Consider the following 19,811-nt stretch of genomic DNA (forward strand, 5'->3'; position numbering starts at 1 on the left):
GGATACCCTCCTGAGGACATATTATGGTAGAGGCGCTTTTACTTGGACTGGTGGCGTTTATCGCCCAGTCTGAATATGCATTAGGGACGTCGCTGATTTCCAGACCTATCGTGACCGGACTTTTAACCGGACTGGTGCTGGGCGACATGGAAACCGGAATTGTGATGGGCGCGACGCTGGAGTTGGCGTTTATCGGTTCCTTTTCGGTGGGCGCGTCGCTGCCCCCGGATGTGGTCACTGGCGGTATTTTAGGTGTGGCCTTTGCGATTAATTCCGGCGCTGGGGCGGAAACCGCGCTGTTATTAGGTTTGCCTATCGCGACACTGGCGTTAATTGTGAAAAATATCTATAACGGAATGTTTATTCCGTTGCTCTGTCATAAAGCCGATGCTTACGCTGAGGTGGGGGATACCCGGGGCATTGAGCGTATGCATTTAATCTCCGGCATTGGGCTGTCGCTGATGCTGGGGATTATCGTCACGGTCTCTTATTTAGCGGGCGTGAATATGGTTAAAGGTTTTCTGGATGCCATTCCAGAATTTATTAAACATGGATTAAGCGTTGCCACCGGTATTATTCCCGCGCTGGGTTTTGCCATGCTGGCGCGCTTATTAATTAATAAAAAGGTCGCCCCCTATTTTTTCCTCGGTTTTGTTTTAATGGCGTATTTAAAAATTCCGGTGACGGGTATTGCGATTCTCGGCGCGATCGTCGCCGTCGTGATGGTCAATATGCCGAAATTTGCGGCCTCGCAACCGGCACCTGCGCAAGGAGCATCTCATGACGATGAAGATGATTTCTGATAAAGACCGCCAGCAGGCGGAAACCACTGGTCTGGTCACCGCGCGTGATTTACGCCGCGTCTTCTGGCGGTCATTCCAGATGGAGTTTTCCTGGAACTATGAACGACAAATGAACCTGGCGTTCGTCTATACGCTCATTCCGGTATTAAAGAAACTGTATAGCCGAAAAGAAGATCTTGCCGAAGCGCTAAAACGCCATCTGGCTTTCTTTAATACCACGCCGCACATTGTGACGTTGATCCTCGGTATTACCGTGGCGATGGAGGAGAAAAATAGCCAGCAGAAAGAGATGGACGCCAGTTCTATCGATAACGTCAAAGCGTCGTTAATGGGGCCGCTGGCGGGTATTGGCGACTCTTTTTTCTGGGGAACATTGCGTCTTATCGCCACTGGCATCGGTACCAGTCTGGCGCTGAAAGGCAATATTCTGGGGCCGATTTTATTTCTGCTGGTGTTTAACGTACCGCATATTCTGGCCCGCTGGTTCTTTACCCGCTGGGGCTATGTGCTGGGAACCGGCGTACTGCAACGCATTCAGCAAAGCGGAATGATGGAAAGCCTAACCTATGGCGCCTCGATTATCGGTCTGATGGTGGTTGGCGCGATGACAGCCTCCATGATTGATATCACCATTCCCATTACGTTTGGTACGGGAGAGGCGAAAACCCATGTTCAGGACATTATTAACGACATCATGCCTTGTCTGCTGCCGTTAATTAGCTTCGCCATTGTGTACTGGCTGTTAGGGAAAAAAGTGAAACCGTTAACCATCATTGGCGGTATTGCGCTGGTGGGAATTTTCGGTTCCTGGATAGGGTTATTTTAAGAGGGATACACAATGTCACCAACCATGCTGACCTATATTAACGAAGAGTCTGACGTCCTGGCGAATATTATTCGCTGCCATCGCCAGTCGCTGGAAGAAGTATCGCGGTTCGCCAGCCAAAAAACGTTACGACGAATACTGATATTAGCCACCGGATCGTCATTGAATGCCGCCTTTTGCGCCCGTTATTTCTTTGAGCGCTGCGGTATCTCTATCGATATTAAAGAGCCGTACACCTTTAGCCAGTATGAGAATAGCGATCCGCAAGCCGATATGGTTATTGCTATTTCCCAGAGCGGGAAAAGCGCTTCTACCCTGGAGGCGATGCGTAAAGTTCAGGCGCAGGGACGTCCGGTATTCGCTCTGACCGCCGATCCGCAAAGCCCTCTTGGCAAGGCCAGTGATTATCCACTGGATATTCTGACCGGGATTGAGTCCGTCGGCTTTGTTACCCGTGGATTTAGCGCGACGGTACTGAATCTGTTGCTTATCGCGTTGTTAGTTGCCCGTCAGCAGCAGCGACTGACGGAATCGCAGGTCGAGGAGTATGTGGCGCAGCTTCAACGCATCGCGGCAACCCTGCCGTTGGTTATCGTGCGTACGGAAGCGTTTATTCACCAGCACCAGGCCGTTTTACGAAACGGGACGCGTTTTGTGGCGACAGGCTACGGCGCGCTGGTTGGGGTGGCAAAAGAGTTGGAAACTAAATTTACCGAGACGGTGCGTGTTCCCTCAAGCGGGTTTGAGCTGGAAGCCTATATGCACGGCCCGTATCTGGAAGCCAATGCGGAACACGTGATGTTCTTCTTTGAGGACCGGCCCGACGCGCGCTCCAGGGCGCTACGGGAGTATATGACGCCTGCGGTCGCCAAAACCTTTACTCTCACGCTGGCGAAGGCGGCGCAGGATGACCAGACGCTTGCGCTGGATGTAGCGGTTGATCACCATTTCTCGCCATTACTGTTGATTGTGCCGGTACAACTCATGGCGTTTCATATCGCCTCACTGAAAGGCATCGACCTTTCGGTACGCATTTTTGACGATTTCGATCGCGTTTTAAAAAGTAAAATCTGAACAATCAGGAGAAAAATATGTTGGGTTTTAATCAGGACGAGTACCTGACGAGTGCTCGTGAGATCATCGCTGCGCGCCAGAAGGCAGAACAGGTTGCTGACGAGATTTATCAGGCCGGGTTCAGTTCTTTATTTTTCGCCTCTGTTGGCGGTTCACTGGCGCCAATGATGGCAATTAATGAATTTGCCAAAGAATTAACAACGTTGCCGGTTTATGTTGAGCAGGCGGCAGAATTAATTCATAAAGGAAATAAGCGGCTGAATAACGACTCTGTGGTTATTACTCTGTCTAAATCCGGCGATACCAAAGAATCGGTGGCGATCGCCGAGTGGTGTAAAGCACAGGGAATACGCGTAGTCGCTATTACCAAAAATGCGGACTCTCCGCTGGCGCAGGCGGCGACATGGCATATTCCGATGCGTCACAAAAATGGCGTGGAATATGAATATATGCTGCTGTACTGGCTGTTTTTCCGCGTGCTGTCGCGCAATAACGAATTCGCCAGTTACGATCGCTTCGCCAGCCAACTGGAAATTCTGCCGGCGAATCTGCTGAAAGCGAAACAAAAATTTGATCCGCAGGCCGATGCTATCGCCAGCCGTTATCATAACTGCGATTATATGATGTGGGTCGGCGGCGCGGAGATGTGGGGCGAGGTCTATCTGTTCTCCATGTGTATCCTGGAAGAGATGCAGTGGAAGCGCACGCGCCCCGTCAGCTCTGCGGAATTTTTCCACGGCGCTCTGGAGCTGCTGGAAAAAGACGTTCCGCTCATTCTGGTGAAAGGGGAAGGGAAATGCCGCGTGCTGGATGAACGCGTGGAGCGCTTCGCCAGTAAGATTACCGATAACCTGGTGGTGATTGATCCGAAAGCGTATGCGCTGGACGGCATTGATGATGAGTTCCGCTGGATCATGGCGCCCTGCGTCGTCTCGACACTGCTGGTTGATCGGCTGGCGGCGCACTTCGAGAAATATACCGGCCACAGTCTGGATATTCGTCGTTACTACCGTCAGTTCGATTATTAACAGAAAGGGGCGTGTAATATATACAGTGCCTGATGGCGCTTCGCTTATCAGGCCTGTGCGCCAGTTTATTGATAAAGATGATGTGTAGGCCGGGTAAGGCGCAGCCGCCACCCGGCATATATGACCTTCTCTTTTAACCCTCAACATTCACCACTTTGATCTCCACCATGCCAATCCCCAATTTGCGTGGCGAATGGCCCAAAATATTACCTTCGTTGGTGGAGACGGGAGCGGGCGGCGCAATGACTAGGGTATTCGCATCCGTCGGGTTGTTGAAATGCAGCGTGATAGTGGACACATCGTGACCCAGCACCAGCGTCTGTTCTTCGTTGCCGACGCGTACCGGGATCGGGCGCTCTGCGTTATCGCCGAAGGCTTTGGCGGTGATCACCAGATCAAACTTTTTCGGCAGCGGCGCTTTATATTCGATTTTAACCTCATCGCCAAACTGCGCATTTGACCAGCGCCCCCAGGACTCCGGCCGGGAAATGCCGCTAAACTGCTTCACCTCCTCCGGCGCGCCCGCGACATTAAAGATAAAGCTATCGGCTTTATAACGAATATCGTTATCGACAATCTTTAAGGTATCGACGTTGCCTTTGTAGCGCTCCATATCGATCATCGTGTCTTTAAACGCCGTCTTACCCTGCCACTGCGCTTTATCGACATGCTGTACGGTTTGCTGCCCGCCAAGCTGCCCCTGCGAGACGCACCAGTCGGTAGAGAGCGCCAGCGCCGGCGCCCATAGCTGCGCCATTTTGTAGCAGCGATCGATCCAAACGAAATTATCGCGCGGGGCGAAGTCGGCCAACTGGAACCGTAGCGGAGCGGAGTATTCACTTTCCGGTAACGGCTCGACGCGCTTATCCGATACGCGCAGTAGTAACGGCAGGCGGAAGTGGCTCCCGGAAAACGCGATCATGTTTTTGTCCCGATCGACGGTAAAATCTTTTATCTCTTTCGGGAAATTCCACAGGCGAATGATATCCGGCTTCATCGCCAGCACTTTCTCTTTTACATTCAGGAACACTTCCGACAGCGACTGCCCGGAAAGGCTGCTACGTCCCAGACCGATAAAATTATCGCCGCCGAGAATATCCAGCACCGTTGCGCCGTTGTCCATCGTGTTGCGTTTGACCGCCAGAGTCTCCTGCTGTGGTTTATCGCCGCGCAGAATGAAAAACAGATTGTTGCGATCTTGCTTATTCAGGTATTTCCAGGCCGTATTATTCATCGCCAGATGGTCGGAAGAGACGACGATAACGGTATCTTTAAACCACGGCGACGCTTTGATTTTGTTGATAAACTCGGCGATGTTTTCCTGGCTGCAACTTACGGCGCTAAAGGACTGGTTGGGCTTGCCGTCGTAATCGTAGCGTTTGCGGTTGCAGGTGCGTGAGATAAAACCGTCCGGGTGATGGGTATCCACCGTCAGCGTAAACAGCGAAAAACGCTGGCCTGAGCGGGAAAGCGCTTCAAATTTCTTCCATGCCTCATCAAGCACCGTATCGTCGTAGAAGCCCCAGTCGTTACGATAAGATGGGTCCGCCACCACCGTTTTTAGCTCTTCAGCGCCGTACAGATTATCAAATCCGTGTGATTTCAGGAACACGTCTTTCCCGGCAAAACGCAGGTTAGCTCCCTGCACGAAATAGTTCTGGTAGCCGGAGTTTTTCAGAATATCGCCGAGGCAAATATTCTGCGGGAAGAAGCTGGAAACCGACGCTGAGGCATTGCCCTCAAACGGTGCAAACAGCGGAATACCGCACTGGGAAGCCACCATCCCGGCGATGGTGTAATCCGTTCCCGGCAGTTGCATGGTATGGCTGAAATCCAGCCCCTCATTTTTCAGCGCGCCCAACTCTGGCGTGAGATTGGGGAAAGCGTCATTATCAAAATAGGTCCGTTCCAGGCTCTCGCCGTAGATATAGACCAGATTGAGCTTCGGATTAGGAATGGTTTTTGCTGGTTCTTTATAATAAACGGCAAAATCCGGATCGCCATCGCGCATTTGTGATTTTACCAGTTCGGTAATCTGGCGAAACGCCGGGCTGGCGTCGACCGAACCCAACGCCAGCAGTAACGCCAGCAGGCTGTAACCGACATGATGAGGATGGTGACGGCGGCGGCGTAGTACCCATCCCAGCGCGCCGAATACCGCCACTAACGCCAGGGCAATGCCGATTCCCGGCAGAATATATTTGCCGACTCCCGCTCCCGTCAGACTATTCGTGAGCGTATAAAGCACTGCGTCGTTGATCCCGTCGCCGGTAAAATAGTCGCTGGCATACAGGGTAATATTCAGAATGACAAAAAGTCCCAGCACCGTGAGAGTGGCGGCAAACCACCAGGTGTTACGGCCCGCCTTCCAGGCATATATCAGCACAGAGGCGAGAAACAGAGCGACAGAGAGCAACTCGGACAACTGACGATCCTCAATAAACCAGGCTTATCGCTGGCAGGAAAAAATTTCTAACAATGTAATAGCGATGTCACATTGCTGCAATTCTAATAACTTTACACGGCGCTGTTATTTAGAATGAGTTTAGAAAGTTGGTTTTTTGATCGGCATCACTTCCTGCCATAGCGGTTAATAACAGGAAAAGACGAAGAGAAAAATCGGGTTAATGCCGTGTTGGCGGGTAAAGGGCCAAAACACGGCTTTTATCAGGGCGTCCCGGCGTGGCGCACGGTCAGAAAAACGCAGTCAGGAGAGGAAATTCAGCCCTTGCTGCAACACCAGATCGCAAGCTTTGGTTTTCACCTTTTCCGCCAGCGGCGTACTGCCGATATTATTGAGGTTCAACTGCTGGCCGTCCTTCGTCTTGAGCAACCCTTGCAGGCCGTTCAGGTAGTTAGTGTCCTGCTCCTGCTGTGTGGTATCCAACCCCAACTTGTTCAGAATCTGATTTTTAACGTTTTCCACGTTGGTAGCGGACGCCAGTTTCTGTTTGGCGCAGTACTGCAAAATACCGGCGGCATTATTCATATTATCGGCGCTGAGCGACTGGGCACCTCTGCTGAGCAGACCGGTTAGCGCAGAAAGCGACATCCCGCCCTGCTGTGCGTTCGCGCCCTGAGCGCTTAACTGACTGGCGGCAATACCGCTGGTGGAAATCAGTACGCTGGCGATCGCCGCGCAGCACAGAACATGTTTCGCTGTATTCATGGTAATCACCTGTGTTATGCCAGTCAGGCGTCGTATCGCCCTGGCGCACGTTGCAATTTAATACTCTTTACCCGTCACCCGGCTGCGGTAACTGTCCCAGGTAAAATTAACCCATAAACTGTTGCCGAGACGCATACGGTCCATGACGCGTTCGCCAAGCATTTTCGTCATCTCTTCCATATTGCTGTTCGTCAACATGCCGGTGGGACGTTTTGACGAGGAACGACGATCGACAATTTGATTGATGATCACTTTTTCATAGCGAGATTCGGTCTGCACGCCGATCTCGTCGATCACCAACAGATCAACGTTACTCAGATCGTTAAGCAACTGCTCTTCGCTGGTTTCCCGATTGCTGAACGTGTCTTTCATCGCTGACATAATATCCGCTACGGTGATAATCAGTACCGACTTTCCGCGCAGCAGCAGCTCGTTACAAATAGCCGCGGCGAGATGGTTTTTACCGGTTCCCGGCTTGCCGGAAAAGACAAAGCTGGCGATATTGCCGTCAAACTCATCAACGTACTGTCGGGCTTTGCTTAACGCGTTCATTTGTCCGTCGCACTCAACCCGATAGTTATCAAACGAGCAGTTCTGATGCAGCGGTCGAATGCCGGAACGGTTAAAGGTGCGCTGCATTTTCATCGCCCGGTTTTCCCGCGCCAGCGCTGCCGCCCGGAGCTCGCCCTGCTCTTTCTGCCAGGCCAGCAGTTCTTCGCCCGTTTTAAACGCCGGCGTAATATGCGCAGGCATCATTTTTTGTAGACGCTGCATCAGGTCGCCAACATTTTTCATCGTTACCCCCTAAAACCTGGTGGAATATGATTGTCAGGTTCGCTGACGCTATTGATGTCGCGCTGCGGCATTCCGCCATTGCTGGAACGGCTGATTTGCACGCTGCGCGCCAGCTTTTGCTGCCACTGGATATGGTGAAAAACCTTACCTTCCGCCTGCCAGTAGGCGATAAACGCCGCCAGCTCTTCTGCGGTGACCGGCTCCCGAAGCGCCACGCCCCAAAGGGCAGCCTGACGCTGAAAATCCGCATCCGGTTGCCAGGCGGGATACATGGCGAATTTTCCGCAGGGAATCGCAACGGGGGCGGCTTCGGGTTCTTCGTAAAATTGCGCGTCTAACGCCACATCGCTTCCCGGACGTGATAACTTTTCTTCAAGCGCCAGCAGTTCAGCCATGCGTGCAGGCGTCACGGCATAAAAGGCAGGCGCATTATTAGCGAATACCGCCACTGCGCCGCCCGTTGACTTCGCCAGCACAGCATGATGATCGTGTAAAAGGACGTCAATACCGATGACGTCCGACGTTAAAATTCTGGAAGACATAATGTTTCTCAATATGGAACAACAACCGAGAAGGGCGACTGTTTTTATAGTACCACACAGACCTGTAAGAACAGCAGGAGGCGTTCCACCAATCACACGCGGGGGCGTTTGCGGTACAGCCATAATCCCGGTACAGAGAGGCCAATTGAGAGCGCGCCAACAATGGAAGAGGCTTTCAGAAAATTGGTCAGCAGCGTGATCATCATCGGTTCGCTATAGCCCAGATGACTAATTTTTACTGCGGAAATCATCGCGGTATAGGCGGAAATCCCCGGAAACATCGGGATCACGGCCGCGACGGTAAACACTTTAGGGTGAGCGAGATACCAGCGTGACCACTGAATACCAATACTGCCGACCAGCAGCGAAGCCATAAACGTCGACCATTCGATATTAAAGCCAGCGCTCATCATCAGCATACGCGAGCCATGACCCAGCGCCCCCAGTAGCGCGCACCACGGAAGCGCCCGGTGGGGAACATTAAAGACCATCGCAAACCCGACGGCGGGGATCGCAGACAAGATCATGTCCTGCATAAGCGCCAGTAAAAAGTCGATTATACCCATCCTCGTAGCCCCCATACTGTCATTGACATCACTACGCCCACACAGGTGGCCAGTGTCAACAGGCTGGCGATAGCCCAGCGCGCCAGCCCGGTATTAATATGTCCTTTAAACATATCTGCGACGGAATTAATCAGCGGAAAGCCCGGCACCAGTAGCAGTACGCTCGCCGCCATGGCGATAGTGGGCGTCTGGCTAAAGGCGGGAAGGGTGAGCATCAGCCCGGAAATCGTGGTAGCGACAAAGGCGGTAATGCAAAAATTGATCTGCGGATGTAAATGCCGCTGCGCCAGCATCTGGCGGATATACATGGCTATCATGCTGGCGAAAAAGGTGATAACCGCGCCATCCCAGCCGCCATTATTCAGCTTACAAAAGCAGGAGCAGGAGAGACCGACCATAAACGCCACCAGCCAGCGTGGATAACGCAGCGGGCGGAGCTGGCTAAAGCGTTTTTCCACGCCTTTGTAATCCAGCAGACGATGTTCCGCGAGGATAACGATATGCTGAACCTCCGTGACGACGTGCATATTAATGCCGCGATCCTGGTTTTTACGTGTCGATGTCAGACATTGTCCGTCTTTAATGGTCGTCAGGACAATGGCGTTAGAGGAGATCGCGCTTTCGACGCTATCCATACCGAGCGCCAAACCGAGTCGGGTGGAAAGCTCATCAACCAGTGCGCTTTCCGCCCCGTGCTGCAATAAAAGCAGCCCGCATTGAATACATAACCGTGTTACTGCTCGTTGAATTGATTGCTCTTCTTGCATGACTCGTCCTGTCCGAAAAGACATTCTATGCGCCGCCACTATGACAGAGGCTTTCTTTTTAACACGAAGCGCAGGCATGATGGCGTTGGTTAAGATCAATTTCTTGTTGATAAAAACGTCAGCCGCCAGACGCAACGCATAAGCTTCCTGAGACGTGCGCTTCGTCACAGGCAGGATATCCTTATGGGCGACGGTTCTCGTATGTCCGTTTCCAGAATAGAGGCATTATGCCAGCCTGGCCGCTCATTTTTGAATCAATGATGTGGTGAATTTTATCAACGATATGCATTAATGGTTTAACCACAATGGCGTGAGCAGCGGGCGTAAAATTAGGCATGACTTAGTGTAATTCGCAGATATTACATGGGTTTTATGGATTGTAGACAGTATTGTTGGGCTTTTGTTTTAGGACTTAGCAATATGAATAAAGAGCGAACTCATATTTTAAATTTATTAATATGATGCGTTTTCGTTAGAATTGCTAATGTGCAAATTTAGTTAATTTAATTGTCTTGCTTCTGGTTTTATGAGTAACTATGCGATAGTGATTTCATGTTTTTGTGCTATGTGGATTGTAGCGCAATCAATGTTAGATATTTAAAAATAAAACAAGGATAATTAATCCACTCGGCCTATATTTCTTTGCAATCATTGTTAATAGTTTTTTTATTAATGGGGCAATGAAAAGTGGCGGCGTGGGTGCGGAGGAATTATGCTGCCAGGATGCTGCAAAAATGGACTTATTATCAGTAAAACCCCTCTTATACAGGAAGGCCTTAAAGGGGCTATAACAGGTAATTTCCCCGATTATAAACTGGCGTATTGTCGTACGATAGAAGAGCTAACGCTGCTACAGCTACGCCGAAGTAATTTAGTTATTGCTGATTTAGCAGTTAACAATGCCTCTCCCCGCGCTATCTGCGAATATTTTTATAGCTTACTCTCGCAATATCGCGACATACATTGGGTATTTCTGGTTCCTAAATCCTGCTATCCACATGCAGTTGATCTCCTGATGGGCCCCGTCAGCACCTTGCTTTCAGACGAAGAGCCAATCGAGAATCTTATTAGCGTTATCCATGCGGGAAACGCTCGCTCAGAAAGAATAAGCAAAACATTATTATCGCCTCAGGTACCGTCTGAAATTCAGCAGTCCCACGACAGGCCGATTGTCCTTACGCTGTCTGAACGAAAAGTATTACGCCTTTTAGGAAAAGGGTGGGGCATTAACCAAATTGCGGCGTTACTTAAAAAAGTAATAAAACAATTAGCGCCCAAAAAAATAGCGCCATGCGACGCTTATCAATACACAGTAATGCAGAGATGTATGCATGGATAAACAGTTCTCAGGGAGCCAGAGAATTGAACCTACCTTCGGTATATGGAGAAACCATGGAATGGAAAACAGAATCAGCAAGAGAAATGTTGCGCTCGTAGAAAAATGCGTGATGAGCACCATTGGTATTAAAGGGCTATTTGATGCAATGCCGGATTGCCGACATACGCTTCATATTTTTTCAAAACCATCCGCGTTTTATAAGGCTGCGCTAAAGACGCCGTTTTCTGCCGTTATTTTTTCTCTTTCTGCGTTAAGAACTGAACGCCGGACAGGATTATCCAGCCTGACGGAACTGGCGATAAATTATCCCCATATGCGGCGTCTGGTGATTGCCGATGATGATGCTGAGGCCCGCTTAATCAGCGCATTATCCCCGCTGCCGCTGGATGGGGTCATCAGCAAAGCGTCGCCGTTGGATGTTTTACAGGATGCCTTATTTACATCGCTTAATAGCGCCCGACGGACAACGGAGCGTACAGACAATCTTTGGGAGCTTCACCAGAATTGTATGCTTAGTCCAACCGAGCGGGAGATTCTGCGTTTCATGTCGAACGGCTACTCAATGCCGCAAATTGCCGTCCAGTTAGAATGTAACATTAAGACTATCCGGGCGCATAAGTTTAATGTGATGTCCAAGCTGGGCGTGAGTTCTGATGCCGGGTTACTCGATGCGGCGGATATTCTGTTATATCTGCGCGCCGGCGATGCTACCGCGCTCCAGCATCGGGTATAGCCCGCGCCGGATGCGCCGTGCTTGTTCGGGGAATCAGGGTGCCAGGCACGTTATTGGCACACGTCTACCCAGGTCGCCGATGTTAGTTCAGCCATTCTTTCCGGCGTGATGCGTACCGCGCTGTGCGTGGCGCCTGCGGCAGGCAATACTTCGTTATACCCCTTCAGAGAGATGTCGCAATAAACGGGCAGCGGGTGCTCCAGCCCGAAAGGACATACGCCGCCGACAGGATGTCCGGTTGCATTGACCACTTCATCGCTGCTCAACATACGGGCTTTTGCGCCGAAAGTGGTTTTAAGCTTCTTATTATCCAGGCGGGCATCGCCTTTCGCGACCACCCGGATAATGGTGTCTTTTACTTTAAGCGAGAGCGTCTTAGCTATCTGCCCTGGCTCTACGTTGTGCGCTTTGGCTGCCAGTTCGACAGTCGCTGTACTTTGATTTAATTCGATAATTTCAATATCGGGAGCATGATCGGCCAGAAATTGCCGTACAGATTGCAGACTCATTCTTCTCTCCTGAGACCTTACCAATAGCCACGGTAGACCCAAAAATGGCAAAACGTAATTTGGCATACGGAGAGCGCCGCTGTAAATATAATAATGTGACAGGCCAGCAGCAGTAAGCCGTGACGATAACTGAAGGCAACGTAAAGCGGTTTACTTTAGCGTGCAGTCGCCGCACTGCTGTACGTCAGGTAAGCGGTAACGTTGGCAGCAGGTTCTGCGTACCAGAAGACCGTCGCGCATTACGACGGTCCGCCACAGCGGGTTATCCTGACCGTCGGATAGCTGCTTTTCAAAAAAACAGCGCTGGCGTAGCGTTGCCAGCAGGGCTTCGCCAAGCAGCGGTTTCATCTCAGTCAGATACCAGTTGATTAAATAACCGGTATTGCTCCAGATAAGTTTCGCGTTGATGTCGCCAGTCGCCTCCAGCGCCTGAATGACCGGCTGTAGTGCGGAGACTATTAGCGTTTCCATTCGTTCTTCCGGGGAACGCTCCGTTGCCAGGTTATCCTGATGCACGTCAAGCCAGAAACACGCGGAGCGCCCGGTTTCATGAAATTCAACGTGAATATGTTCTGCCGAGACATCGATAGCGCGCGCTTGCGTCAGTAATGCCAGCATCAGCGGCGGCGCCATCAGCCCGATATACCATTGCGCCCACAGGGAGAGTAACGGCTTATTTTCACGTGGTAGGCCTGGCGTGTGCCGATAGATGTGATCGGAATAGGCGGCCAGCAATGAACGAAACGTCGCGGGGCGCGTCCACTGGGCAAGAGTCATCGCCGTTGGCGGCGGCGTTTCATCCAGCCGGATGAAGTCCAACAGGTGCTTACGGGTAGAGGCGATCGTCTCGCGTACTGCGTCCGCCAGCGAGGCGTCTTCCGGCTGGGGAGCGGCTCGCCAGATAATATCGTCAGCAATCGGTGCGGAACGGTAGGCCATAGCGCAGTTTAATGATATTAATCTAAATGATAATGATTGCTAATCCTATCGATAGCGATAAACGATGGCAAGCGGTTTATGGTTAACGCTGTTGGCGTAGCACGATTACGTCAGCAGGATTCATAGGGCGCGCATGTCGTCGCTGACCAGAATATGGTTACGCCCAAGATGCTTGGCTTCGTAGAGCGCTTTATCCGCTTTTTCGATAGCGTCTCCGATATTGCGATCCGTCAGGGGCGCAATGCCGATACTGATAGTGACATTGGTGGCGACGCTTTCGTTAAACATATGCGGGATTTTAAGATCGTATACTTCCTGTCGGATACGTTCTGCGGTAGCGCGGGCTTGCTGTGGTTCGGCGGTGGTCAGCAACACCAGAAATTCTTCCCCGCCAAAACGGCAGACGACATCGCGCGATCGCACGGCGTCCCGAATTGCCGCTGAGACGCGAATTAACGCCTGATCGCCCATCATATGACCGTAGTGATCGTTATACGCTTTGAAATGATCGATATCCAATAGCAGGACGTAGTGTTCATGGCTGCCCGGCGCCTGTAACGTATCCAGCCGATTTTGCAGGCCACGGCGGTTATATAAGCCGGTTAATGGATCAAGCATACTCAGGCCATTGAGGGTTTCCCGCTCGGCCAGCAGCTTAAACATGAGCTGTTGGGCAAAATTATCGTAGCGTTTCTGGATAACATGTTGAATAGCGATTCCTACCATTGGCAGGGCCAGCAAATAGAGAATTCGCAAACCTTGTTCATTACCGTTCAGCCACAGGCAGACCGCGACTGGCGGTAGCGAATAGAGCGTAAACGCGACGATATTCGCGGCAAAGGCTATCGAGTCGATAAACAGAACGCTAAGCAGGGAGATCAGTAAAAAAGAGAAATCATAATGGCCTAACGCCGGATACTTTAACGCAATATGCGCCGCCCATATTCCCCCAAAGAGTAGGGAGATAAAGGGGAGATTAATTCTTTTTTGCCCATATTTCCCATGCCATATCAACAGTAATACGCTCAGGACTACTATCCCGATCATTGGCATGCAAAATACATTGATCTGATAAAGGGGGAAAACGAGAGTAAATAGCGCCGACACAGCGTTGAGAAACAAGAAAAGACGTAAAGAAAACTGATACTTCTTAATACGAAGCGACCGCCAGGATGGTGTTGTCATGGGTAATTGTCGTTATTTATCGGTGATATACACGGAATCGGGCGCCAACATGAAAATAACGTATGAGAAAAGGTCGCCTAAAGCGAGGTGTTGTTGTTTTTACGTTAACAGTCGGACAATTTATCACCTTACTGAATACGTGTCATCAACCGTTAAGTAAAACTCATCTCTTTAGCTTTCTCCCTGGCTGACAAATGAGAAAATATATCATATGATATTGGTTATCATTATCAATTCCAGAGGTGAAACCATGTTGCAGCGGACGTTAGGCAGCGGATGGGGCGTATTATTGCCTGGAGTGATTATCGTTGGACTGGCGTTTATCGGCCTGTCAGCTGATGCGCTGAAGCTGTTGATTGTATCAGGATTGCTACTGTCTGCGCTGATGTTGTATCACAAACAATTACGGCATTTTGTACTGCTGCCATCGTGTATAGCGCTTATTGGCGGCATGATGTTGGCAATGATGAACTGGAATCAGGGATGAAAATGAAGAGACAAAGGAAGGATAAGATAATTGGTGCGAGGGGGGGGACTTGAACCCCCACGTCCGTAAGGACACTAACACCTGAAGCTAGCGCGTCTACCAATTCCGCCACCTTCGCACAGTTATCTTACTTTTTGATATCGCCTCGTTGGTGCGAGGGGGGGGACTTGAACCCCCACGTCCGTAAGAACACTAACACCTGAAGCTAGCGCGTCTACCAATTCCGCCACCTTCGCCCAGTGCGAGCAATATCAACGTGGTTTTGGTGCGAGGGGGGGGACTTGAACCCCCACGTCCGTAAGGACACTAACACCTGAAGCTAGCGCGTCTACCAATTCCGCCACCTTCGCATACCATCGATTCTTGAAAAGAATCACTACCACGGAGGCGCATTCTAGTGGTTTTCAGCTATTCGTCAATAGTTAATTGCATGGGATAGATTGATTGCTGCAAAAATGGGCGCGAGACGTAGGTTGGATAAGACGCTTTGCGTCGCCATCCGGCACATGCAACCAGATGGCGCTGCGCTTATCAGGCCAACTATTTCTTCGCCTGACGGGTCATCACGGTACGATAAACCTTAAAGCGCCCGGTTTGCGCGATGACTTCATGGAAGCCAAAAGTCTCATCCAGAATCTTAGGATAGGGCAGAAAGGCGTTCGCCACGATGCGTAACTCCCCGCCGCTGTTGAGATGACGCACTGCGCCGCGAATGAGCGTTTGCGCCGCATCGAGGCTGGTTTGCATTCCGTCGTGGAACGGCGGGTTGGAGATGATCATGTCAAAACGTCCTTTGACTTCCGAAAAGACGTTGCTGGCGAATACCTCGCCTTCAAGACCATTAGCGGCAAGCGTAGCGCGGCTGGCTTCCACCGCCGGAGCGCTGACGTCACACAGCGTCAGGCGCGCTTTCGGCGAATGGCTGGCCAGCGCGGCGGAAAGCACGCCAGCGCCGCAGCCGACATCCAGCACTTTACCTTTGGTGTGCGGCGTCAGCGTAGACAGCAGCAGTTGGCTACCAACATCCAGTCCGTCGCGGCTGAATACGCCCGGCAATGTTTTGATGGTCAGCCCGTCGATGTTGTACTCGGCCCACCAGGATTCGAGACTAAACTGCGGCTGCTTTTCCAGACGACCATGGTAAAGGCCGCAACGTCGCGCGCTATCTACTTTGTTCAGCGGCGCATAGTCCGCCAGCATCTGTTCGGCGCTACGCACGCCGCTGCGGTTTTCCCCCACGACGAAAACATCGCTGCCCGACGGCATCAGCGACAAAATATTCATCAACTGGAACTGCGCTTCGGGTTTATTTTTCGGCCAGTAGTAGATCAGCGTATCGCAGTCGGCGACATCGCTGGCTTGCGCGACCAGGCTAAAACGGACGTTATCGCCCATCTGGCGGCTTAATACCTGCCAGTGGTGAAACTGTTGCGTATGCGCGCGGCTGGCGGCGCATTCAAAGAGCGCGGGCAGGTCATCCTGCAAATCTCCGGCAAAAAGAATACGGCTTTGTTCGAAATCATCACTGTGGCGCAGCAAGACTTCACTTGCCGGGGTAAAAGCAGACATGGAATGCTCCTTAATTCAGACTGGCGGCGATTATAGTAGTTTGATGGCGCAGATTCGACAGATTTGCTATATTTGCGCCCCTGATTACAGGAGCGTTTCGCTATGACATCCCGACGAGACTGGCAGTTACAGCAACTGGGTATTACGCAGTGGGCGCTGCGACGTCCTGGCGCGCTACAGGGCGAGATTGCGATTTCCCTTCCCGCGCACGTTCGTCTGATCGTGGTTGCAGAGGAATTACCCGCGCTGAACGAGCCGCTAATGCGCGATATCTTACGCGCGTTGACCGTGAGTCCCGATCAGGTTTTACCGCTGACGCCTGAGCGCGTCGCCATGCTGCCGCAGGGCAGCCGTTGTAATAGCTGGCGGTTAGGAACTGACGCGCCTCTCCAACTCGAAGGCGCTCAGGTCACGACGCCGGCGTTTAATGAACTCCGGGCAAACCCGGCGGCACGCGCCGCACTATGGCAACAAATCTGCGAACATGAACACGATTTCTATCCTCAGCACGACCGATCTCCCCGCAGCCTGGCAGATTGAGCAACGCGCTCATGCGTTTCCGTGGAGCGAAAAAACGTTTTTCGGCAACCAGGGCGAACGGTATCTCAACCTTAAGCTGACCGCTGATGACAGAATGGCCGCGTTTGCCATTACACAGGTGGTGCTGGACGAAGCGACGCTGTTCAATATCGCCGTCGATCCGGATTTTCAGCGTCGGGGGCTGGGGCGTATGCTGCTTGAGCATCTGATTGATGAACTGGAAAAACGCGGTGTTGTAACGTTATGGCTGGAGGTACGCGCCTCTAACGCTGCCGCCATCGCGCTGTATGAAAGTCTGGGGTTTAACGAGGCGACGATTCGCCGCAATTACTATCCTACGGCACAAGGGCATGAGGACGCCATCATCATGGCGTTACCGATAAGCATGTAATAAAAGAGGCAAGGTGTAATGATGAAGTGGGACTGGATTTTCTTTGATGCCGATGAAACGCTGTTTACGTTTGATTCTTTCACCGGCTTACAGCGGATGTTCCTTGACTATAGCGTCACCTTTACCGCTGAGGATTTCCAGGATTACCAGGCCGTGAATAAGCCGCTATGGGTGGATTATCAGAACGGCGCGATTACCTCATTACAATTGCAGCACGCGCGCTTTCAAAGTTGGGCTGAACGGCTAAACGTTGCGCCGGGGCTGCTGAATGGCGCTTTTATTAGTGCGATGGCGGAGATCTGTTCTCCTTTGCCGGGCGCCGTTTCGCTACTTAATGCGATTCGCGGGCAGGCTAAAATCGGTATTATTACTAATGGTTTTACCGCGCTACAACAAACTCGTCTGGAGCGCACCGGGCTGCGCGAGTATTTCGATCTGCTGGTGATTTCCGAGCAGGTTGGCGTCGCGAAGCCCGATCCGAAAATCTTTAACTACGCCCTGGAGCAGGCAGGGAATCCTGACCGCTCGCGCGTATTAATGGTTGGCGATACCGCGGAATCCGATATTCTTGGCGGCATTAACGCCGGACTGTCGACCTGCTGGCTTAACGCGCATCATCGCGAGCAGCCCGCGGGTATCCATCCAACCTGGACTGTGGCGTCATTAAGCGAACTGGAGCAGCTCCTGTGTAAACACTGATTGCCTCCCCCAGGTTGATGGGTAAAATAGCCGCATTTTTCGTATTCAACATGCGTGGTCAAACGCCGCGCTTACTCAAGAAGATTTGACTATGACGTTGTCTCCTTATTTGCAAGAGGTGGCCAAACGCCGCACTTTTGCCATCATTTCTCACCCGGACGCCGGTAAAACCACCATTACCGAAAAAGTGTTGCTGTTCGGACAGGCGATTCAGACCGCCGGTACGGTAAAAGGCCGTGGCTCCAGCCAACATGCAAAATCTGACTGGATGGAGATGGAAAAACAGCGTGGTATCTCCATCACCACTTCGGTGATGCAGTTCCCGTATCACGACTGTCTGGTGAACTTGCTGGACACCCCGGGGCACGAAGACTTCTCCGAAGATACCTACCGTACCCTGACGGCGGTGGACTGTTGCCTGATGGTGATCGACGCCGCAAAAGGCGTTGAAGACAGGACCCGTAAGCTGATGGAAGTTACCCGTCTGCGCGATACGCCGATCCTGACCTTTATGAACAAACTCGACCGTGACATCCGCGACCCGATGGAGCTGCTGGATGAAGTCGAGAACGAGCTGAAAATCGGCTGCGCGCCGATCACCTGGCCGATTGGCTGCGGCAAGCTGTTTAAGGGCGTTTATCACCTTTATAAAGATGAAACTTATCTGTATCAGACCGGTAAGGGCCACACCATTCAGGAAGTGCGCATCGTTAAAGGGCTGAATAACCCGGATCTGGACGCTGCCGTCGGTGAAGATCTGGCGCAGCAGCTGCGCGACGAGCTGGAACTGGTGCAGGGCGCGTCTAACGAGTTTGATGAAGAGCTGTTCCTGGCAGGGGAAATTACCCCGGTATTTTTCGGTACCGCGCTGGGTAACTTTGGCGTTGACCATATGCTGGATGGTTTAGTGGCGTGGGCGCCCGCGCCGATGCCGCGTCAAACCGATACCCGCACAGTGGAAGCCTCGGAAGAGAAGTTCACCGGTTTTGTCTTTAAAATTCAGGCCAATATGGACCCGAAACACCGCGACCGCGTGGCGTTTATGCGCGTGGTTTCCGGTAAGTATGAGAAGGGCATGAAGCTACGCCAGGTCCGTACCGGCAAAGATGTGGTGATTTCCGACGCGTTAACTTTTATGGCGGGCGACCGTTCGCACGTTGAAGAAGCGTACCCGGGCGATATTTTGGGTCTGCATAACCACGGCACCATTCAGATCGGCGATACCTTCACCCAGGGCGAGATGATGAAGTTTACCGGTATCCCGAACTTTGCGCCGGAACTGTTCCGTCGTATTCGCCTGAAAGATCCGCTCAAGCAGAAGCAGCTACTGAAAGGGCTGGTGCAGCTTTCTGAAGAGGGGGCGGTGCAGGTATTCCGTCCCATCTCCAACAACGATCTGATTGTCGGCGCCGTGGGCGTTTTGCAGTTTGACGTTGTTGTCGCGCGCCTGAAAAGCGAATACAACGTTGAGGCGATTTATGAATCCGTCAACGTGGCGACGGCGCGCTGGGTGGAAAGCGCCGATGCGAAGAAATTCGAAGAGTTCAAGCGTAAGAATGAAACGCAGTTGGCGCTGGATGGCGGCGACAACCTCACCTATATCGCCCCAACAATGGTTAACCTGAACCTGACCCAGGAACGTTACCCTGACGTTCAGTTCCGTAAAACGCGCGAACACTGATCCCTTTCCGGGCGCGGCATCCGCCGCGCCTTCGTACTTTCCCTGCCTTTTTAACCGCTTACGGAATGTTCTTAAATCCCGCGTTTTTTCTCCGATCTGCCTGTTTTTTATACGCACCGACAAGCGATTTTAAAATTGTGATCTATATTTAACAAAGTGATGACATAAA

The 19,811-nt window shown here is 51.7% G+C and carries 20 protein-coding genes, 3 tRNA genes and 1 pseudogene; 11 read left to right on the forward strand and 13 right to left on the reverse strand.

What is annotated here, in order from left to right; all coding sequences use genetic code 11:
- The first annotated feature begins 23 nt into the window (after positions 1-23).
- The 4 genes from ACLJRU_RS19075 to ACLJRU_RS19090 are packed head-to-tail and all read left to right on the forward strand — an operon-like array spanning position 24 to position 3,731.
- Positions 24-803 carry a PTS mannose/fructose/sorbose/N-acetylgalactosamine transporter subunit IIC gene (locus ACLJRU_RS19075; protein ID WP_000228865.1) on the forward strand — a complete coding sequence of 260 codons (780 nt, stop codon included), beginning with the start codon at positions 24-26 and terminating at the stop codon, positions 801-803.
- A complete protein-coding gene (locus ACLJRU_RS19080; protein ID WP_000178065.1) occupies positions 781-1,629 on the forward strand; it encodes a PTS system mannose/fructose/sorbose family transporter subunit IID in 849 nt (282 codons plus the stop codon). Before ACLJRU_RS19075 ends, ACLJRU_RS19080 begins: the two co-directional genes overlap by 23 nt.
- A 12-nt stretch (positions 1,630-1,641) precedes the next feature.
- Positions 1,642-2,703 (forward strand): SIS domain-containing protein, encoded by a 1,062-nt coding sequence (locus ACLJRU_RS19085; protein ID WP_000075421.1) that lies wholly within the window; start codon positions 1,642-1,644, stop codon positions 2,701-2,703.
- 17 nt (positions 2,704-2,720) lie between these two features.
- Positions 2,721-3,731 carry an SIS domain-containing protein gene (locus tag ACLJRU_RS19090; RefSeq protein WP_001541465.1) on the forward strand — a complete coding sequence of 337 codons (1,011 nt, stop codon included), beginning with the start codon at positions 2,721-2,723 and terminating at the stop codon, positions 3,729-3,731.
- Positions 3,732-3,864: 133 nt separating this feature from the next.
- On the opposite strand, the gene opgB is transcribed toward ACLJRU_RS19090, so the two are convergent.
- The 6 genes from opgB to ACLJRU_RS19120 all read right to left on the reverse strand — a co-directional run bounded on the left by opgB (position 3,865) and on the right by ACLJRU_RS19120 (position 9,570).
- Entirely contained in the window at positions 3,865-6,156 is a 2,292-nt protein-coding gene (opgB, locus tag ACLJRU_RS19095; RefSeq protein WP_023235510.1) for a phosphatidylglycerol--membrane-oligosaccharide glycerophosphotransferase, read from the reverse strand.
- Positions 6,157-6,438: 282 nt separating this feature from the next.
- Positions 6,439-6,900, reverse strand: coding sequence for a DUF2501 domain-containing protein (locus tag ACLJRU_RS19100; RefSeq protein WP_001090314.1), 462 nt, complete (start codon positions 6,898-6,900; stop codon positions 6,439-6,441).
- Between the two features lie 57 nt (positions 6,901-6,957).
- Positions 6,958-7,695 carry a DNA replication protein DnaC gene (dnaC, locus tag ACLJRU_RS19105; RefSeq protein ID WP_000799929.1) on the reverse strand — a complete coding sequence of 246 codons (738 nt, stop codon included), beginning with the start codon at positions 7,693-7,695 and terminating at the stop codon, positions 6,958-6,960.
- A gap of 2 nt (positions 7,696-7,697) precedes the next feature.
- Positions 7,698-8,237: a primosomal protein DnaT gene (gene dnaT / locus ACLJRU_RS19110; RefSeq protein WP_000098578.1), complete on the reverse strand. Its 540-nt coding sequence runs from the start codon at positions 8,235-8,237 to the stop codon at positions 7,698-7,700.
- 92 nt (positions 8,238-8,329) lie between these two features.
- Complete coding sequence (locus ACLJRU_RS19115; RefSeq protein ID WP_000511329.1) at positions 8,330-8,803, reverse strand: threonine/serine exporter; 474 nt, start codon at positions 8,801-8,803, stop codon at positions 8,330-8,332.
- Complete coding sequence (locus ACLJRU_RS19120; RefSeq protein ID WP_001727653.1) at positions 8,794-9,570, reverse strand: threonine/serine exporter ThrE family protein; 777 nt, start codon at positions 9,568-9,570, stop codon at positions 8,794-8,796. Before ACLJRU_RS19120 ends, ACLJRU_RS19115 begins: the two co-directional genes overlap by 10 nt.
- Positions 9,571-10,282: 712 nt before the next feature.
- Between ACLJRU_RS19120 and ACLJRU_RS19125 the strand changes: the two are divergent.
- Positions 10,283-11,007: pseudogene (locus ACLJRU_RS19125) on the forward strand (helix-turn-helix domain-containing protein).
- Positions 10,968-11,642, forward strand: coding sequence for a DNA-binding transcriptional activator BglJ (gene bglJ, locus ACLJRU_RS19130; RefSeq protein ID WP_015899532.1), 675 nt, complete (start codon positions 10,968-10,970; stop codon positions 11,640-11,642). The pseudogene ACLJRU_RS19125 and the gene bglJ overlap by 40 nt, the downstream one beginning before the upstream one ends.
- Positions 11,643-11,692: 50 nt before the next feature.
- Here bglJ and ACLJRU_RS19135 read toward each other — a convergent pair whose 3' ends face one another.
- The 3 genes from ACLJRU_RS19135 to ACLJRU_RS19145 form a co-directional block, all read right to left on the reverse strand.
- On the reverse strand, positions 11,693-12,151 hold the full coding sequence (locus ACLJRU_RS19135) for a YbaK/EbsC family protein (protein WP_001541475.1): 459 nt from the start codon (positions 12,149-12,151) through the stop codon (positions 11,693-11,695).
- Positions 12,152-12,301: 150 nt separating this feature from the next.
- Complete coding sequence (gene fhuF / locus ACLJRU_RS19140) at positions 12,302-13,090, reverse strand: siderophore-iron reductase FhuF (protein ID WP_187790668.1); 789 nt, start codon at positions 13,088-13,090, stop codon at positions 12,302-12,304.
- Between the two features lie 120 nt (positions 13,091-13,210).
- The gene (locus ACLJRU_RS19145; protein ID WP_001541478.1) at positions 13,211-14,275 is read right to left on the reverse strand and encodes a GGDEF domain-containing protein; all 1,065 of its coding nucleotides are present in this window, start codon (positions 14,273-14,275) and stop codon (positions 13,211-13,213) included.
- A gap of 250 nt (positions 14,276-14,525) precedes the next feature.
- Between ACLJRU_RS19145 and ACLJRU_RS19150 the strand changes: the two genes are divergently transcribed.
- A complete protein-coding gene (locus ACLJRU_RS19150) occupies positions 14,526-14,762 on the forward strand; it encodes a DUF1435 domain-containing protein (RefSeq protein WP_000941876.1) in 237 nt (78 codons plus the stop codon).
- Positions 14,763-14,793: 31 nt separating this feature from the next.
- On the opposite strand, the gene ACLJRU_RS19155 is transcribed toward ACLJRU_RS19150, so the two are convergent.
- The 4 genes from ACLJRU_RS19155 to rsmC all read right to left on the reverse strand — a co-directional run bounded on the left by ACLJRU_RS19155 (position 14,794) and on the right by rsmC (position 16,331).
- Positions 14,794-14,880 (reverse strand) — tRNA-Leu (locus ACLJRU_RS19155).
- 31 nt (positions 14,881-14,911) lie between these two features.
- A tRNA-Leu gene (locus tag ACLJRU_RS19160) sits at positions 14,912-14,998 on the reverse strand.
- Positions 14,999-15,025: 27 nt separating this feature from the next.
- Positions 15,026-15,112 (reverse strand) — tRNA-Leu (locus ACLJRU_RS19165).
- Positions 15,113-15,302: 190 nt separating this feature from the next.
- Complete coding sequence (gene rsmC / locus ACLJRU_RS19170; RefSeq protein WP_001541483.1) at positions 15,303-16,331, reverse strand: 16S rRNA (guanine(1207)-N(2))-methyltransferase RsmC; 1,029 nt, start codon at positions 16,329-16,331, stop codon at positions 15,303-15,305.
- A gap of 102 nt (positions 16,332-16,433) precedes the next feature.
- On the opposite strand from rsmC, the gene ACLJRU_RS19175 reads away from it, so the two are divergent.
- From ACLJRU_RS19175 to prfC, 4 genes are all read left to right on the forward strand, one after another.
- On the forward strand, positions 16,434-16,871 hold the full coding sequence (locus ACLJRU_RS19175; protein ID WP_000203998.1) for a DNA polymerase III subunit psi: 438 nt from the start codon (positions 16,434-16,436) through the stop codon (positions 16,869-16,871).
- A complete protein-coding gene (gene rimI, locus ACLJRU_RS19180) occupies positions 16,816-17,262 on the forward strand; it encodes a ribosomal protein S18-alanine N-acetyltransferase (RefSeq protein WP_001092435.1) in 447 nt (148 codons plus the stop codon). Before ACLJRU_RS19175 ends, rimI begins: the two co-directional genes overlap by 56 nt.
- A 21-nt stretch (positions 17,263-17,283) precedes the next feature.
- The gene (gene yjjG, locus ACLJRU_RS19185) at positions 17,284-17,961 is read left to right on the forward strand and encodes a pyrimidine 5'-nucleotidase (RefSeq protein WP_000870689.1); all 678 of its coding nucleotides are present in this window, start codon (positions 17,284-17,286) and stop codon (positions 17,959-17,961) included.
- A gap of 91 nt (positions 17,962-18,052) precedes the next feature.
- Positions 18,053-19,642, forward strand: a complete 1,590-nt coding sequence (gene prfC / locus ACLJRU_RS19190; RefSeq protein ID WP_000175965.1) for a peptide chain release factor 3 — start codon at positions 18,053-18,055, stop codon at positions 19,640-19,642.
- The last annotated feature ends 169 nt before the right edge of the window (positions 19,643-19,811 follow it).

Origin of the sequence: Salmonella sp. SAL00653, assembly GCF_046552515.1 — a bacterium.
GTDB classification, from domain to species: Bacteria; Pseudomonadota; Gammaproteobacteria; order Enterobacterales; family Enterobacteriaceae; genus Salmonella; species Salmonella enterica.

What these genes read in the sequence shown, in the direction of transcription:
- dnaC (WP_000799929.1), bottom strand. Translation starts at nt 7,695, where the DNA reads ATGAAAAATGTTGGCGACCTGATGCAGCGTCTACAAAAAATGATGCCT.
- ACLJRU_RS19120 (WP_001727653.1), bottom strand. Translation starts at nt 9,570, where the DNA reads ATGCAAGAAGAGCAATCAATTCAACGAGCAGTAACACGGTTATGTATT.
- ACLJRU_RS19115 (WP_000511329.1), bottom strand. Translation starts at nt 8,803, where the DNA reads ATGGGTATAATCGACTTTTTACTGGCGCTTATGCAGGACATGATCTTG.
- yjjG (WP_000870689.1), top strand. Translation starts at nt 17,284, where the DNA reads ATGAAGTGGGACTGGATTTTCTTTGATGCCGATGAAACGCTGTTTACG.
- bglJ (WP_015899532.1), top strand. Translation starts at nt 10,968, where the DNA reads ATGGAAAACAGAATCAGCAAGAGAAATGTTGCGCTCGTAGAAAAATGC.
- ACLJRU_RS19075 (WP_000228865.1), top strand. Translation starts at nt 24, where the DNA reads ATGGTAGAGGCGCTTTTACTTGGACTGGTGGCGTTTATCGCCCAGTCT.
- ACLJRU_RS19150 (WP_000941876.1), top strand. Translation starts at nt 14,526, where the DNA reads ATGTTGCAGCGGACGTTAGGCAGCGGATGGGGCGTATTATTGCCTGGA.
- prfC (WP_000175965.1), top strand. Translation starts at nt 18,053, where the DNA reads ATGACGTTGTCTCCTTATTTGCAAGAGGTGGCCAAACGCCGCACTTTT.
- ACLJRU_RS19090 (WP_001541465.1), top strand. Translation starts at nt 2,721, where the DNA reads ATGTTGGGTTTTAATCAGGACGAGTACCTGACGAGTGCTCGTGAGATC.
- ACLJRU_RS19085 (WP_000075421.1), top strand. Translation starts at nt 1,642, where the DNA reads ATGTCACCAACCATGCTGACCTATATTAACGAAGAGTCTGACGTCCTG.
- ACLJRU_RS19135 (WP_001541475.1), bottom strand. Translation starts at nt 12,151, where the DNA reads ATGAGTCTGCAATCTGTACGGCAATTTCTGGCCGATCATGCTCCCGAT.
- dnaT (WP_000098578.1), bottom strand. Translation starts at nt 8,237, where the DNA reads ATGTCTTCCAGAATTTTAACGTCGGACGTCATCGGTATTGACGTCCTT.
- ACLJRU_RS19100 (WP_001090314.1), bottom strand. Translation starts at nt 6,900, where the DNA reads ATGAATACAGCGAAACATGTTCTGTGCTGCGCGGCGATCGCCAGCGTA.
- ACLJRU_RS19145 (WP_001541478.1), bottom strand. Translation starts at nt 14,275, where the DNA reads ATGACAACACCATCCTGGCGGTCGCTTCGTATTAAGAAGTATCAGTTT.
- ACLJRU_RS19080 (WP_000178065.1), top strand. Translation starts at nt 781, where the DNA reads ATGACGATGAAGATGATTTCTGATAAAGACCGCCAGCAGGCGGAAACC.
- rimI (WP_001092435.1), top strand. Translation starts at nt 16,816, where the DNA reads ATGAACACGATTTCTATCCTCAGCACGACCGATCTCCCCGCAGCCTGG.
- rsmC (WP_001541483.1), bottom strand. Translation starts at nt 16,331, where the DNA reads ATGTCTGCTTTTACCCCGGCAAGTGAAGTCTTGCTGCGCCACAGTGAT.
- fhuF (WP_187790668.1), bottom strand. Translation starts at nt 13,090, where the DNA reads ATGGCCTACCGTTCCGCACCGATTGCTGACGATATTATCTGGCGAGCC.
- ACLJRU_RS19175 (WP_000203998.1), top strand. Translation starts at nt 16,434, where the DNA reads ATGACATCCCGACGAGACTGGCAGTTACAGCAACTGGGTATTACGCAG.